Raw genomic sequence first — 16,613 nt, forward strand, 5'->3', positions numbered from 1 at the left:
GGGGTCCGATATAGCGAAGGGGAAGTCGTTTATACTGAAGCTAATCCAGCGCTGACAGGTCCAAGCGGGAAAGCAGCACCAGTATATGTACGGGAGGGAAGGGAAAACCATGAGGACCAATGCACTTTATTTAGGAAAAACGATGGAGAGAATCAGGCGTAATTGGGGGCTTTACGTTTTACTTTTTCCGGCTGTTCTGTTAACACTGTTATTCGCTTATAAGCCGATGTACGGCGTCATCATCGCATTTAAGGATTATAGTCCGGCGTCGGGAATCGGAGGCAGCCCATGGGCGGGGTTCAAGTACTTTGAAAAGTTTTTTCATTCCTATCAATTTACCAATACGATTCGGAATACACTTGTGATCAGTCTGTACAGCTTGGCTACGTTTCCGATCCCGATTATGCTTGCGCTGTTGGTGAACCAGATGAGAGCAGGGAGGTTTAAAAAGTTTTTCCAGACCGTCTCCTATATGCCTCACTTTATATCAACGGTAGTTATGGTCGGATTGATGCTGATTCTGCTCTCGCCCAGTACGGGGCTCGTCGGCAATGTGTATCAGCTGTTTGGAGCACAAGCACCGGACTTAATGGGCTCATCGGCTCTGTTCAGCAGCGTGTATGTGTGGTCTGACGTGTGGCAGCATGTCGGTTGGGACAGCATCATCTATATTGCCGCGTTGTCTGCCGTAGATCCAAGCCTCTATGAAGCGGCAACGGTCGATGGGGCAAGCCGGTGGCACAAGATTCGTTATATTGATATTCCGATGCTGATGCCGACGGCGATCACACTGCTCATTCTGCGAATGGGCGGACTACTGGGCGTAGGATTTGAGAAGGTCTATCTCATGCAGAATGACTTGAACATCCTCTCCAGTGAGATTCTGTCCACGTATGTCTACAAAATCGGTTTGCTGAGCAGTCAATACAGCTTCTCCTCGGCGATCAACCTGTTTAATACGGTGATTAATTTCATTTTGCTTATTCTGGTCAATCAGTTGTCCAAGAAATACAGCGAGAACAGCCTATGGTAGAGGGGAGAGAAACCAAATGAGCGTTATGGAGCCGGCCGCTATGACCAGAACTCCCCGAGTGAAGCGACGATCACGCATGACGGTTGGAGAGGCCGTGCTGTATGCCTTTGCCATTCTTTTTCTGATTGCGGTCATTTACCCGATTTATTTTATCGTCATCGCCTCCTTCAGCGATCCTTCCGCTGTGGCTAATGGACAGGTGTGGTTCTTCCCCAAAGGTTTTACGCTGGAAGGATATAAGGAACTGCTGCGGCATGACAATATCTGGATCGGATATCGAAATACCATTCTATACACGGTGGTAGGAACGTTGATCGGACTTGTCGTTAATATTTCGGCGGCTTATGCCTTATCGAGAAAGGATCTGGTCGGCCGAAAATTTTTCTCGCTGTTCTTTATTTTTACGATGTTCTTTAGCGGCGGATTGATTCCAACCTTCCTGACCATTCGCGATTTTCATCTCTACGACACGTTTCTGGTAATGGTGCTTCCGTTCTCTGTGGTGGTGTTCGATATGATCGTTGCCCGGACCTTCTTCCAGACCAGCATTCCCGGAGATTTATGGGAAGCCGCCCAGATCGATGGCTGCGGTAACCTGCGGTATTTTGCGTTGATTGTACTGCCACTGTCCAAAGCGATCATCGCGGTTCTGGGATTATGGATTGCCGTAGGGTATTGGAATTCATATTTTAATGCCCTGATCTATTTGAAAGACCCTAATCTGTATCCGCTTCAATTGATCCTGCGGAACATTCTCATCACGAATCAGATGCAATCCGGCATGGGAACCGGAGAAGCTGCGCAAGTCGCCCTGCGTCTTGCCAATCTGATGAGATATTCCGTGATTATTATCGCCACGATTCCGATCATGTGCGTCTATCCGTTCATCCAAAAGTATTTCAATCAGGGGGTGATGATCGGCGCAGTGAAAGAATAAGGCAGATGATCATTCATTACGAATCAAGGAGGGTCCCACATGGGGAAAAAGATAGGCAAGAAATTTTTCACCAAAATGAATAGTTTGCTGCTCGTCACAGCGATGCTGGCAAGCGTTGTCGGGTGCAGCAGCGGAAATAGCGGCGAGGCCGCCGAGACTCCGATATCAAGCGATTTTAATAAAGAAGGTCTGCCAATTGTTAATAATCCTGTAACACTCAAAGTACTGACGGTTCGCTGGGGCAACATGGGTGACACCTTTACCCAGAACCAATGGCTTAAGGATTTGGAGAAGGAGACCAATGTGAACATTGAGTGGCAGGTCATGTCCTCCAACGATTGGGGTGAACAGAAATCCATCATGCTTGCCAGTGGCACGCTCCCGGACATTATTTTGGGGGACCAGGTGTTCAGCGATTCGGACATTGTCAATAACCTGAGCTATTTCCGTCCGCTGGATGAATATATCGATTCGTATATGCCTAACTTGAAGGCGGCGATGGAAGAGACGCCGGAGATGAAGAAAATAAGCACATTTCCTGACGGCAAAATTTACTCGATGCCCACCCGATTGCCTGCCCGTCCGAAGAGCAGGAATCAGCCTGTCATCAACAAGGCATGGCTCGATAAACTGGGATTGAAGGCACCTACGACGACAGAGGAACTGTATCAGGTGTTGAAAGCGTTTAAGGAGAACGATCCGAACGGAAACGGTAAACCGGATGAAATTCCGTACACGGAAACGGGTCTGAATATGGACTTTCTGAATCCGTTCGGGATCACCGATATTAATGCCAGCAGCATGATCATTCAGGATGGAAAACCGGTCTTCTATCCGACAACGGAAGCATATAAAGAAGCACTTATTTACACACACAAGCTGTACTCGGAAGGTCTGATCGATCAGGAACTGTTCACCCAAGACAACACGATGACGTCAGCCAAATGGCAAAATGCAGACATTCCTATCGTCGGCTTCAGCAACCAGTGGACGCCTGACGCGGTGTTTGGCAAGTGGAGCGACCAGTACGAAGCGATTGCGCCCATTGCTGGACCGGATGGCAAACGTTATCAGCCAGGCGACCCCGGCGGCATGAATCTGGCCCGCAATGAACTCCTCATTACAAGCTCATGTACGGTTCCGGAAGTCGCGGCACGCTGGGCCGACCAATTTTATACCAATGAAGCAAGCATTCAGAACTTCTGGGGGGCGATCGGAACGGTCATCGAGAAAAATGATGATGGCACATACACGCTCATGGACCCGCCGGCAGGCACCAGCGCCGATGCCTGGTACTGGGATCAATCCCTGCGCGACTTTGGCCCGAAATATGTAAGCCCTTCCTTTGAAGAGAAAATCAAGCTTAATCCACAGGCGGGTGACGGACTCAAGCTGCAAATCGATCAATTGGGCAGCGCAGATGTAACAACCCCCTACCCAAAGGTCATGTACAATGCGGAAGAGTTTCAGGAGCTGCCGACGCTGACAACGGATATTGATGGCTATGTGGCCACCATGCGTGCTCAGTGGGTCACCAAAGGCGGCATTGAAGAGGGCTGGGATGCGTATGTCAAAAAGCTGAACGACATGGGACTTGAACGGTTAGTGACCATCCGTAATGATGCTTACGAGCGCTATATGAACGTTAAATAGGCCTGGAATTCAGTCGTTCACTTTATTGTATAAAAAAATTTGCTATATAAATCGCAGAAAACATCCATGCGTTAACGGAGAGGCAGAACCGATCTTAAGAAGCGAAGCGTTCGCGTTTATCACCGGATTTTCCCTTTGAAAAAGGGGATTCAAAAAAATCCGGGGATAACAGCGATCGAAGATGGTACTGCGCTCGTAGTGGCCCAGATGGAGTTATTACTGCGGTTTATATAGCATCCTGAGGAGGAATTCAATGCGCAACAAATACTTCGTCTGGTCACTCGTATTAACGATGCTGGTCTCGAACGTATTCCTGACCATGGGATCTCCTGCCAAAGTATCGGCTGCTGGCGGGGCGAATCTGGCACTGGGCAAACTGGTGACCGCGAGCAGCTATAACCAAACGTACAGCCCGGCCCATGTGATCGACAATAATCAGGCGACCTATTGGGAGAGTGCAAACAACGCGTTTCCGCAATGGATTCAAGTGGATCTTGGAGCGAATACGAAAATTGACCAAATCAAAATGAAGCTGCCCGCAGCCTGGGAAACGCGTACCCAGACGATCGCCGTTCAAGGCAGCACAAACGGTTCAACGTTTACAGACATCGTGGATGCCAAGGATTATGGTTTTGATCCATCCGTGGCGGAGAATACGGTTACGGTTGATTTTGAAGCAACAGAAACAAGGTATGTGCGTCTCCAGATGACCGGAAATACCGAATGGCCCGCTGCGCAATTGTCCGAATTGGAAATGTACGGTCCATCTTCTCAGGTACCAAACCCTGACCCGACAGAACCCGGGGCGCCTGTGGAAGGAACAAATATTGCGCTGGGTAAAGCAATCGCTGCATCTTCTAACACCCAGTCTTATGCTGCTGCGAATGCAAACGATAGCGATATCAATACGTACTGGGAAGGGGGCAGCCATCCAAGCTCGCTGACGCTGGATCTCGGCTCCAATCATCAGATTACATCCATCGTACTGAAGCTGAACCCCGATCCGGTCTGGAGTACCCGTACGCAGACGATTCAAGTGTTAGGACATCACCAGGACACAACCACGTTCAGCAATCTGGTTTCCGCCCAATCGTACACGTTTAACCCGGCTTCCGGCAATGCCGTGACGATTCCTGTGACGGCAACGGTTAAACGTCTGCAATTAAACATTACGGCGAACTCGGGCGCTCCCGCAGGGCAAATTGCTGAATTTCAGGTATTTGGCACCCCTGCGCCGAATCCCGATCTGACGATTACAGGCATGTCCTGGACGCCATCTTCACCCGTCGAGAACAGTCCGATTACGCTTCATGCCATTGTCAAAAACATTGGCTCTGCCGCTTCTCCGGCCTCTACCGTCAACTTTTATCTGAACAATGAGCTGGCTGGTTCGGCATCCGTAAACGCTTTGCAGGCAGGGGCTTCAACAACGGTATCGCTTGACATCGGCAATCGGAGCGCTTCATCATACACGCTTAGTGCAAAAGTGGATGAGAACAACCAGATCGTCGAAGAGAATGAAAGCAACAACCATTATACGCATTCATCTTCCTTAGTCATCGCACCGATTACAAGCTCAGACCTGGTAGGGACGGTCTCTTGGAGCCCGAGCAATCCTACCGCAAACAGCACGGTAGCTTTTACCGTTAATCTGAAAAATCAGGGGAATCAGGCTTCGGCAGGCGGTGCGCATGGGGTTACGGTTGTTCTCAAAAATGCTGCGGGAGCAACGATTCAGACATACTCCGGCTCGTATAACGGCGTATTGGCACCGGGAGCATCCGTCAATGTCAATGTCGGCAGCTGGACGGCTGCAAACGGTACCTATAATGTGACAACGACCGTTGCCGTCGATGGCAATGAAGCCCCGGTAAAACAATCGAACAACGTAACGACCACCGCGCTGACCGTATACTCTGCCCGCGGTGCGAGCATGCCTTATACAAGGTATGATACGGATGATGCTGCTCGTGGCGGCGGTGCAGCGCTGAAGTCAGCACCGACGTTCGATCAGGCATTGACGGCGTCGGAAGCCTCCGGGCAGAAATATATTGCTCTGCCATCCAACGGCTCCTATGCACAATGGACGGTCAGACAAGGCGAAGGAGGCGCAGGCGTTACGATGCGATTTACGATGCCGGATTCGGCAGACGGCATGGGGCTGGATGGATCGCTGGACGTATATGTAAATGGCAGCAAGGCGAAGACGGTTCCCCTGACCTCCTATTACAACTGGCAGTACTTCTCCAGCGATCATCCGGGAGATACGCCAAGCGCCGGGCGCCCGCTGTTCCGTTTTGACGAGGTTCACTGGAAACTGGATACACCTCTGAAAGCCGGGGACACGATTCGGATCCAGAAGACCAACGGGGATAACCTGGAATATGGCGTCGATTTTCTTGAAATCGAATCCGTACCTGCCGCCATCCCGCGTCCGGCCAACGCTGTTTCGGTAACCGATTTCGGTGCGGTGGCGAACGATGGCAAGGACGACCTTGCCGCATTCGAAGCAGCCGTTCAATCCGCCGTTTCTACAGGCAAAACATTATACATCCCGGAAGGCACATTCCATCTGGGCAACATGTGGAAGATTGGCACGCCCGCCAATATGATCGATAACCTCACCGTTGTTGGTGCAGGCATTTGGCATACGAATATTCAATTCACCAATCCGAACGCGGCATCAGGAGGTATTTCCCTCCGTGTGCAAGGCAAACTGGATTTCAGCAATGTCTACATGAACTCCATGCTGCGCTCACGCTACAGCGAGAACGCAGTCTACAAGGGATTTATGGACAATTTCGGTAAAAACTCGAAAATCAGCAATGTATGGGTGGAGCATTTTGAATGCGGGTTCTGGGTAGGGGATTATGCACACACCCCGGCGATGATTGCCGATGGCTTGGTGATTGAGAACAGCCGCATTCGGAATAACCTTGCTGACGGTGTCAACTTTGCCCAAGGCACGAGCAACTCGACGGTGCGCAACAGCAGCGTCCGGAACAACGGCGATGATGGTCTGGCCGTATGGACCAGCAATGTGAACGGTGCACCTGCCGGGGTGAACAACACCTTCTCGTTCAACACCATCGAGAACAATTGGCGCGCAGCGGGAATCGCCTTCTTTGGCGGCAGTGGGCATAAGGCAACGAACAATCGGATTGTTGACACGGTTGGCGGTTCGGCGATCCGAATGAATACCGTTTTCCCGGGATATCATTTCCAGAACAACACGGGCATTCTGTTCTCGGATACCACGATTGTTAACAGTGGTACCAGCAAGGACCTCTATAACGGGGAACGCGGAGCGATCGATCTTGAAGCTTCCAATGATGCCATCAAGAACGTAACCTTTACCAATATCGATATTCTCAATACACAGCGCAGTGCCATTCAATTCGGTTACGGTGGCGGTTTCGAGGACATTGTGTTCAACAACATCAATATCAATGGTACCGGTCTGGATGGAGTTGAGACATCACGCTTCACAACCCCGCATAAAGGAGCAGCCATATACACGTATACCGGTAACGGTTCAGCAACGTTTAACCATCTGACAACGAGCAACATCGCCAATCCGAATGTGCACCAGATTCAAAATGGATTCAATTTGATTATTCAATAGGATTTGTTCATACAAGGACGGGGAGCTCTTAGGGCTCCCTGTTTCTGTTTAAATCACCTCTTTGTTGCTGTGCACTGTCAAATTTGACGATACCGTTTAGAAATCTGGCGAATGCTCGTATAATAGAATCTATATAAGCCGCAATAAACATACACAAGTTAACGGAGAGGCAGAACCAATCTGAAGAAGCGAAGCGCTCGCTTAAAAGCTTTCTGAAAGAAAGCTGCATCGGAAGCATAGGCTTATCACCGGATTTTCTCCTTTGCATAAGGAGGTTAGAAAAATCCGGGGATAACAGCGATCGGAAGATGGTACTGCGCTCGCAGTGGCCTAGTGTGATTATTAGTACGGTTTCTATAATGTAATTATAGAACAAGAGTCAGATTTGAAATCGGGAGGCCATATTTTACATGAACTATACCTTTTCCAACCGCATCGCTGCATTGCAGCCATCGATTATTCGTGAGATTCTGAAGGCCACTTCGGGTCAAAATGTCATTCCGTTCTCGGCGGGAAATCCCGCTCCGGAAACCTTTCCTATAGAGGCCATTCGAACATTTACCCAAACGATTCTGGAACAGGATCCGGTAACAGCGCTGCAATACGGGATTACCGAAGGATATGCACCGCTGCGGGATGCATTAACCCGGCACTTGCAAACAGGCTTTGATACGGGTAAACCGACGGACGAGCTGTTCATCGTATCCGGAGCGCAGCAGGGGATTGAACTCGCTTGCAAAGTATTCTGTAATGAAGGGGATACGATTATTTGCGAGAGCCCCAGCTTTATCGGTTCCCTGAACTCTTTCCGGGCTTCAGGCGCCAAACTTGTCGGTGTTCCCATGGAAACGGACGGCATGGATATCGGGAAGCTGGAACACGCTCTGCAAACGGAGCAGAATGTAAAGCTGATTTATGTGATTCCGAGTTTCCAAAACCCGACCGGCATTACCACCAGCCTGGAGAAGCGTAAAGCCATTTACGATCTTGCCAAGAAGTATGGGGTCATGATTCTGGAAGATAACCCGTATGGGGAACTTCGTTTTAATGGAGAAGACGTCGCAACGATCAAATCGCTGGATGATGAGGGGCTGGTTATTTATGTAGGGTCTTTCTCCAAAATTTTGTCTGCCGGATTGCGCGTCGGATATGTTCTGGCACCTCATGAGGTTGTGCAGAAGATGGTTGTTGCCAAGCAGGGAGAGGATGTACATACAGCCATGCTGCCACAGATTTTGGCATACAAGTTCATGACGGAGTATGACTATGCAGCACATATCAGCAGCATTCGTGCCATTTACCGCCGGAAATCGGACTTGATGATGAACAAGCTGCAGGAGCATTTGGGCGAGTCCATTACCTTTACCCACCCGGATGGAGGGTTGTTCCTCTGGTGTGACCTGCCAGCTCGCGTCCCGATGATCGACTATGCCAAAACAGCTGCGGCCGAGGGCGTAGCCGTTGTTCCGGGCACTGCGTTTCTTGTGGATGAAAACGAACCTAGTAATGCGATCCGTCTTAATTTTTCAACTCCTTCCGATGAGCAGATCGTGAAAGGGATCGAAATTTTGGGACAGGTGCTGAAAAAATTTGATTGAAGCAATCCAAGTCGCCATCCGGCGGCTTTTTATATATCAACAACTTGGCCCAAGTCGAGTTGCAGGATCTTGATCCCGTTGCCGTAAAAGACAAGAGCATGGTGCTGCATGCATAAACTCGGCACCCTTATGGAAAACTTCTGTAGTGCGAATAAACAGCATAATCCGTTTTTGGGAGGTGACCTGTATGAGTAAGCCAGATAACCGCAAGGATAACGTGGATCACTTGCAAAACGCGGTTCAGAACACGATCGAAAACTACCATGAAGCAGAGGACTATCTCGAGGAATTCGGCGATGAAATTCCGGCCCGGGAGAAAGCTCAAATCGAGGAAAAAAACGAACGTCGTAAACATAGCATTTCCGGATTCCGTGAAGAAATCCGGGACGAAGCAAGACACCAGCAAAACTCATAATATGGAGATGCGAAAAACGCGAATGTAACCTGCCTAGCTTAATCCATATTACCCAAAGAACCTCCATAGCCGTGGAGGTTTTTTGGGTTTGTATAAATCCACCAACCTGAAATGACTAACAAAACATTCGCTGGTTTTTGTGCTGGTAAAAGGAAGCGGCAAGGGACACGTGAAGGGAGCCTCAACATATACAATGCTTCCTTATTCTTATATGACATATTATTAATATTATATGGGTTGTTAAGAAAAGAGGTTATATAATAGCCCTATATGTAAGAATACGTAAGCGCCATCACTGTGATTTTATATTCTGAAAAATTATACATACGACCCATAAAGGAGCGGCATTCATGTTAACGAACATTCATTTGCAAGGAAGCTGGAAGCTTCAATTGGACGAACAAAAGCAAGGCGTGCAATTCCCGTACAATGATAGCATCGAGCTGCCTGATACAACGTCCCATGCCCAAAAAGGGCCCAAAAATGATCAAGCGCTCATCGGGGCTTTGACGGACGAATACGCCTTCGAAGGATGGGTCTGGCTGGAGCGGGAAGTCCACATCCCGGCAGAGCTTGCAGGCAAGACATGCCATCTGTATCTTGAACGGACGCGCAAAACGCATGTGTGGGTAGACGGCGCGGATTTGGGTTCGGCGGACAGCCTCAATACGGCGCATGTGTATAAGCTGCCGAAAGGTTTGGCGGAAGGCAGCCACACTATCACCATTCGGGTGGACAACACCGATTATCCGACCAAAGGCGGTCATCTCACGTCCCCGGATACCCAGACGAACTGGAACGGCATTACCGGCAGGATCGAGCTTCAATTTTACGAAAACGTGTACATGGAGGATGTGCAGATCTATCCGGATGCGGCCCGTCGCAGCTTCCGAATCGTGAGCAAATTGTCGGGCTCAGCGCCAGGCATGACCCTTTCCGTGACTGCAAACAGCATTAAGCCTTACACGCAGGTGCAGGCCGCTTTGGAGGGATCGGTTCGCGAGCATTACGTGACGGAGCAAACGTACACATGCTTGCAGGATGAGTTTAATGTGATTTATGACATGGGAGAAAACGCCCTGTTATGGAGCGATGCCGAACCTAACCTTTATCAACTGGCCCTTTCTTTGATCGACGAAAACGGGGAAATCAAGGATACGCAGACTTTCGTCGTTGGGTTGCGGGATTTCGAAGCCAAAGGGGATGCGTTTACGATCAACGGCCATAAAACGTTTTTGCGCGGCAAGCATGACGGACTTATTTTTCCGCTGACGGGATATGCACCGACCGATGTCGAAGAATGGCTGCGCATTATGGGCATCGCAAAATCGTACGGCATCAACCATTACCGTTTCCATACGTGCTGCCCGCCGGAAGCCGCGTTCACCGCTGCGGACATGCTGGGCATCTACATGGAACCGGAATTGCCGTTCTGGGGCACGATCACCGACGACAATGATCCGAACCACAACCAGGCCGAACAGGACTACCTGATCCGTGAAGGGTTTGCCATGCTCAAAGCCTATGGCAACCATCCTTCGTTCGTCATGATGTCTCTTGGCAATGAGCTGTGGGGAAGCAAGGAACGGCTGAACGGCATACTGAAGGCGTATAAAGCAGCCGATCCGCGTCCATTGTATACGCAAGGTTCGAACAATTTTCAATTCGTGCCAGACATTTTGGAAGAAGAGGACTTTTTCTGCGGCGTGCGTTTTTCCAAAGAGCGGTTATTCCGCGGTTCCTATGCGATGTGTGATGCGCCGCAAGGGCATGTGCAGCTTGATGTTCCAGGCACGATGAAGGATTATGACGATATGATTATTCCGCAAGTAAACGCCTCAGAAAAGGGTGAAGCGGAAACGGGAGAACAAGAGATCCTCATCCAGTACGGCACCGAATCCAAAACCGTGACAGGGGCTGCCGCCGAGCAGGAGCTCGTGCCAAGCATTCCGGTCATCTCTCATGAAATCGGACAGTATGCGATGTATCCGAATTATGAAGAAATCGGGAAATACACCGGTTCGATCAAGGCTAAAAATTTTGAGGTATTTAAGGAACGTTTGCAAGAAAAGGGCATGGCGCATCTGGCAGGCCGCTTCTTCCAAAGTTCGGGCAAACTGGCGGTCGCCTGTTACAAAGAAGAGCTTGAAGCCGCCTTCCGCACGAAACATCTGGCCGGATTCCAACTGCTGGACCTTCAGGACTTCAGCGGACAGGGAACGGCGCTTGTCGGCGTGTTGGATGCCTTCATGGATTCCAAAGGAGTGGTTACGCCTGAAGAATGGAGAACCTATTGCTCGGATGCGGTACTTCTCGCCCGGTTCGAGAAATACAACTACTCGTCAGGCGAACGCTTTGATGCACGCCTGGAATTAAGCTACTTCCGAACGGCTTCGTTGGAAGGGCATGTTTTGGAGTGGGTATTGAAGGATGGGGAAAACAACACCATCGCGCAAGGAGAGCAAGCGGTCGAATGGACGTTAGGCGAAACTCATGGCGAGCTTGCCAACATTTCCATTGCACTTCCAGAAGTCGACAAAATGACAGAGGTTGAGCTGTCCATGCGCATCCAAGGAACGGATATCCGCAAGCAGTATGAACTATGGATATATCCGGAAGTTAACCCGAGTGCCATAGAGCAAGCGAACATATTCACGCGTTTGAATGAAGAGGTGATTGAGCGACTGGATCTAGGAGAAAACGTACTCTTGTTGCCATCGCCGGACACGGTCAGCCGTTCTGTTGAGGGTACCTATTGCACGGATTTCTGGTGTTACCCTATGTTTAGATCCATTTCGGAGAGCATGAACAAACCCGTTCCGGTGGGCACGCTTGGATTGTTGATTGATAACGAACACCCGGCACTGCGCAATTTCCCGAGCGAAGTCCATTCTACCTATCCTTGGTGGCATGCCGTGATGAACTCCCGTTCAATCATTCTGGATGAAATTGCGAGCGGGATCACACCCATCGTGCAGACGATTGATAATTTTGAACGGAACCATAAGCTGGGACTATTGTTCGAATGTCGGGTTGGGAAAGGCAAATTGCTGATCGGGGCAATCAACCGCGATGAATTGGTGAGAAAGCCGGAGGGCCGGCAGTTGTTGTACAGTCTTGCTCAATACGTGCAAAGCGAGGAATTCCAGCCCGATGCCCGAATCGAGCTGAATGTGCTTCAACAATTGATCGGTTAATGTCAGACGATTGAATAATGGTGGAGAGGACCTTGCTCTTTACCCTGCATATACGGACTGCCGTTCTGTTCAGGAATGGGAGTCCGCACTTACGTATTGGAGCAGCATGCAGGCGAATTGCTTGGTCATATGCAGGTCTTTGGGGTTTTGGCGAGCTGCCTGCCCGAGGCTCATTTTTTGCAGCATGCCCATCATGGACGTGAAGATAAAATGAGCCGTATCGAGCGGTGCGGGATCAGGTTTTAATGTGCCGTCGGCGATGCCGGTCGTCAGCGCATTCATGAGGAAATGCCGTTCTTTGCCTTCATTCACGAAAAGATCGTAACGGGATTTCAGCTCGGTATTGGAATCATAAGCTTCATAATGGAGATCGAACAGCAGAATGAACCGGATATGTTCCGGATGCTGCCATGCGTATTGAACCCAAGCGTCCAGCATGGCCGCGAGCTGCTGCCTGCCGCTCCATTCGGGCGAAGCTGCCCGCGTAACGTTGTCCGTGAGATCTTCCATCAGCTGCATCTGAACCTCGAACAGCAGCTCGTCGATCGTTTGAAAGTGTTTGTAAAAAGTAACCCGGCTGATGCCTGCCGCATTGCAGACGTCCTTGATGTTCACGCGCAGAAAGCCGTGCTTCAGGAAAAGCGCCCTGCCTGCGGCAATCAGCTCGTCCCGGTTTTTGTTTTTGAGATGCTGGTGCCAAGTTTCACTCATGTTCGAGAAGGTTTCCTTTCTTCAGGCTCCTTGCCTTAATCGTTAAGGACAGGGAGGCCAGAAGGATGATTGCACCAAAAATATAGGGAATATTTATGTTTTTGTCAAACAAGGACCCTGCCAAAACGGGACCCAGAATGTTGCCCAAGCTGGTATACGTCGTATTTAAGCCCGAAGCATAACCTTGCCGGTCGCCTGCCGCCTTGGAGATTAACGTGCTGACCGTAGGCCGCAAAAAGGCGTTAAACGCAAAGAATAGTGCGGATACAACCAGCAAGTAAGCGAGATTAATTTTGACGAGCATCAGCACCAGTGCGATCGGGGTGACGATCAAAGACAAGCGGATCAGCTTGATTTCGCCCATGCGCCGAATGAACCGATCCAGCAGCCAGACTTGAACGATGATGCCGATGACGGCGCCGACGGTAATGATGATGGATATTTTGGCAGCGTCAAAGCCGTATTTCTGCTCCACGAACAGGGCGTATACCGTTTCGTAATTGACGAGACCAAAGGTCATGACCAGAATTAACAACAGGTAACGGAAATACGGCGTTCGGAAAGACTGTGCAATCTGTTTGCCCATCGTCTCGCGGCCCTTTGACGGCTGCGGGACTTTTCTTTTGTCAGGGGTTAGCGTCTCCGGCATAAAGATCGTTAGCAGCGTCGCCAGCAATCCCAGACCGGAAGCGAAGAAGTAGGGCATGCGAATGCCCCATTCGGCAATGATGCCGCCGAGTCCAGGTCCCAGCACCATCCCCAAATTCATGGCAGCACCCAAATAACCCATGCCTTTGGCCCGCGTTTCATGGGTCGTAATGTCGGCAACATAGGCCATGTTGGACGGTACCATGAGCCCGAGACCGATGCCTCCGATAAATCGGGCGAGATACAATAAAGGCAGCGTGGAGGATACCGCAAACATCAGATCCGAGATTACGGTGAGGAATAATCCGGCCATAATCATCTTTTTCCGTCCGAACCGGTCAGACAATTGCCCGCCGATCGGCGAAAAAATAAATTGGGCCGCGCCAAAGGCGGCGATCAAATAACCGGCAGCCGTTCCGCCGGCGCCAAATTGCTTCAGATACTCCGGCAGGATGGGAATGACCATGCCCTGCCCCAGCAAAGCGATAAACAAATTTAGCATCAGAATGAACAGGGGGAAGCGGGCTGATTTCTGCAAAGTGCTCATTGTGCGGATCTCCTTTGTTTACATCGTGTAAAGGTTTACTTTATGTAAATGATTTTATGATGAATGCTTTTGTTTTGTAAATGATTTTTTGGCTAAAACGAAAAAGCAAGCAGACAGTGTGACGTCTGCTTGCTTGCTTCCTTCGGCATTACAACGTTATCGTATGCTCGTATTTTTCCTTCAGGTTTCGTATATCCGTCTTGGGTGGCGCTCCAAACATCCGGGCATATTCACGGCTGAATTGCGACGGACTCTCGTACCCGACGCGAAAGGCCACATCGGCCGCTCCGGCCGACTCGGACAGCAACAGCCTTCGCGCCTCCTGCAGACGCATTTCCTTCAAGTATTGCAAGGGGCTCATACCCGTGACTTCTTTGAAATGACGGTGAAACGACGACACGCTCATATTGGCAAGCTCGGCCAGTTCATCGACCCGCAGCGGGTCGGCATAGTGGCGAACGATATGTTCAATCGCTTCCCGGATATGGTACGTACTGCTGCCTTCCAAAGCAATTTGTGCCAGCCGGCTTCCATATGGACCCTGCAGCAGGCGATACAGAATTTCCCTGATCATCATGGGGGAGAGAAACGGGATATCTTGGGGACGATCGAGCAAACGCGCCAGCCGCAGTACCGAATCCAGCAAATCGCGTTCCATTTGTCCGACGAAAAGGGCGCGTTTCGAATTTTCCTTGGCCACGGGCTGTAATCCCGACTCGTTCAGCACTTCCAGGATCTGGTCAGGCTTGAAGTCAAGCCTGAAGGTCAAATATGGCTCCTCCGGTGAAGCATTAATGATCTGCCCAACGACGGGCAAGTTCATGGAAGCAATCAAATAATCGGAGGGCGTGTATACATAACGCTCCTGTGCCAGCAATATTTCTTTCGAACCGCTCGCGATGAAGCAAAAACTGGTTCGATAAACGCCATAATGCGGCTCGGTTGTCTTGGAATAACGGATGAAATGCAAGGTCGGGAGCTTGGTCTGATTCGCTCCTTCATGCGCACATTGTCTGGCGATCAGTTCAGCCAGCTCACGTCGCTGCGCCTGTAGTTCCTCCATCATGGCATACCTCCTGAGTTACGGATCAGATCTATTATAAGCTTCCTTCGCAGCGGATATAAATAGAGATGAGAGGAATAGGCAAGAAGTTGCGACGAATGGATAACATTCATCAGCAGTGCTCAGGCATAATGAAAACAGGCATTATACACCTGACATCAGCCAATAAGGAGGATTCATCGATGGAATATGTAAAGCTGGGTAATACCGGTCTGGATGTATCGCGCATATGTCTGGGCTGCATGGGATTCGGAGATCCGGATCGCTGGATCCACAAGTGGGTGCTTACAGAGGAAAACAGCCGTCCAATCATCAAGCAAGCGTTGGAAATGGGCATCAACTTTTTTGATACGGCCAATGTTTACTCGCTCGGAGCCAGTGAGGAAATCGTCGGACGGGCGCTGAACGATTATGCCAACCGGGACGAAGTCGTGATCGCGACCAAGGTGCATGGGCGAATGCATCAAGGACCTAACGGCGGCGGATTATCGCGCAAAGCCATCATGAGCGAAATAGACAAGAGCTTGAAACGGCTGGGCACGGACTATGTCGATTTATACCAGATTCACCGTTGGGACTACGATACGCCGATCGAGGAAACGATGGAAGCCATGCACGATGTCGTGAAGGCAGGCAAAGCCAGATATATCGGGGCTTCGGCGATGTACGCATTCCAGTTTCTGAAAGCATTGAACGTTGCGGAACGTAACGGCTGGACCCGGTTCGTCTCCATGCAGAATCACCTCAATTTGCTCTATCGTGAGGAAGAGCGAGAGATGATGCCACTGTGCAGAGAGGAAAAGATTGGCGTGATTCCATACAGTCCACTCGCTTCGGGACGGCTTACGCGTGATCCGGAAGCGACGACGCTGCGTTCGGAAACGGATCAGATCCAGAAGTCCAAATACGATGCGATGGCAAATACCGATCGCGTGATCGTGGAACGTGTGGCCGAGATCGCATCCAATCGCGGCGTTTCTCGTTCCCAGATTGCCATGGCCTGGTTGCTGCAAAAAGAGCCCGTAACGGCGCCGATCGTGGGTGCAACCAAAGCGTCGCACCTGAAAGAAGCCGAAGCGGCGCTGACCGTCAAGCTGACTGCGGACGAGGTCGCCTTCCTCGAGGAACCTTACGTGCCTCATCCCGTCGTTGGACCGAATGCAGGAAAATAAATACATCGCATATG

Annotated in this window: 11 protein-coding genes; 8 read left to right on the plus strand and 3 right to left on the minus strand. The window is 50.3% G+C overall.

Features of this window, described 5'->3' with window-relative positions; translation table 11 throughout:
• The first annotated feature begins 109 nt into the window (after nucleotides 1-109).
• The 7 genes from MKY59_RS13170 to MKY59_RS13200 all read left to right on the plus strand — a co-directional run bounded on the left by MKY59_RS13170 (nucleotide 110) and on the right by MKY59_RS13200 (nucleotide 12,458).
• Nucleotides 110-1,033 carry an ABC transporter permease subunit gene (locus MKY59_RS13170; protein WP_339277956.1) on the plus strand — a complete coding sequence of 308 codons (924 nt, stop codon included), beginning with the start codon at nucleotides 110-112 and terminating at the stop codon, nucleotides 1,031-1,033.
• A gap of 40 nt (nucleotides 1,034-1,073) precedes the next feature.
• Entirely contained in the window at nucleotides 1,074-1,970 is an 897-nt protein-coding gene (locus MKY59_RS13175; RefSeq protein ID WP_236417049.1) for a carbohydrate ABC transporter permease, read from the plus strand.
• 39 nt (nucleotides 1,971-2,009) lie between these two features.
• Nucleotides 2,010-3,623: an extracellular solute-binding protein gene (locus MKY59_RS13180; RefSeq protein ID WP_339277957.1), complete on the plus strand. Its 1,614-nt coding sequence runs from the start codon at nucleotides 2,010-2,012 to the stop codon at nucleotides 3,621-3,623.
• Nucleotides 3,624-3,876: 253 nt separating this feature from the next.
• On the plus strand, nucleotides 3,877-7,248 hold the full coding sequence (locus MKY59_RS13185) for a discoidin domain-containing protein (protein ID WP_339277958.1): 3,372 nt from the start codon (nucleotides 3,877-3,879) through the stop codon (nucleotides 7,246-7,248).
• A gap of 410 nt (nucleotides 7,249-7,658) precedes the next feature.
• Nucleotides 7,659-8,846 carry a PLP-dependent aminotransferase family protein gene (locus MKY59_RS13190; RefSeq protein WP_339277959.1) on the plus strand — a complete coding sequence of 396 codons (1,188 nt, stop codon included), beginning with the start codon at nucleotides 7,659-7,661 and terminating at the stop codon, nucleotides 8,844-8,846.
• Between the two features lie 187 nt (nucleotides 8,847-9,033).
• The gene (gene tlp, locus MKY59_RS13195) at nucleotides 9,034-9,261 is read left to right on the plus strand and encodes a small acid-soluble spore protein Tlp (RefSeq protein ID WP_236416901.1); all 228 of its coding nucleotides are present in this window, start codon (nucleotides 9,034-9,036) and stop codon (nucleotides 9,259-9,261) included.
• 350 nt (nucleotides 9,262-9,611) lie between these two features.
• Nucleotides 9,612-12,458, plus strand: a complete 2,847-nt coding sequence (locus MKY59_RS13200; protein WP_339277960.1) for a glycoside hydrolase family 2 TIM barrel-domain containing protein — start codon at nucleotides 9,612-9,614, stop codon at nucleotides 12,456-12,458.
• Nucleotides 12,459-12,527: 69 nt separating this feature from the next.
• Here the strand turns inward: MKY59_RS13200 and MKY59_RS13205 are convergent, their stop codons facing one another.
• The 3 genes from MKY59_RS13205 to MKY59_RS13215 form a co-directional block, all read right to left on the minus strand.
• A complete protein-coding gene (locus tag MKY59_RS13205) occupies nucleotides 12,528-13,169 on the minus strand; it encodes a TetR/AcrR family transcriptional regulator (RefSeq protein WP_236416903.1) in 642 nt (213 codons plus the stop codon).
• Nucleotides 13,162-14,364: an MFS transporter gene (locus MKY59_RS13210; RefSeq protein ID WP_339277961.1), complete on the minus strand. Its 1,203-nt coding sequence runs from the start codon at nucleotides 14,362-14,364 to the stop codon at nucleotides 13,162-13,164. Before MKY59_RS13210 ends, MKY59_RS13205 begins: the two co-directional genes overlap by 8 nt.
• A gap of 148 nt (nucleotides 14,365-14,512) precedes the next feature.
• Complete coding sequence (locus MKY59_RS13215; RefSeq protein ID WP_236416905.1) at nucleotides 14,513-15,430, minus strand: AraC family transcriptional regulator; 918 nt, start codon at nucleotides 15,428-15,430, stop codon at nucleotides 14,513-14,515.
• 179 nt (nucleotides 15,431-15,609) lie between these two features.
• Between MKY59_RS13215 and MKY59_RS13220 the strand changes: the two genes are divergently transcribed.
• A complete protein-coding gene (locus tag MKY59_RS13220; RefSeq protein ID WP_339277962.1) occupies nucleotides 15,610-16,599 on the plus strand; it encodes an aldo/keto reductase in 990 nt (329 codons plus the stop codon).
• Nucleotides 16,600-16,613: the final 14 nt, after the last annotated feature.

It is taken from the genome of Paenibacillus sp. FSL W8-0426 (assembly GCF_037969725.1).
Taxonomy (GTDB): Bacteria; Bacillota; Bacilli; order Paenibacillales; family Paenibacillaceae; genus Paenibacillus; species Paenibacillus hubeiensis.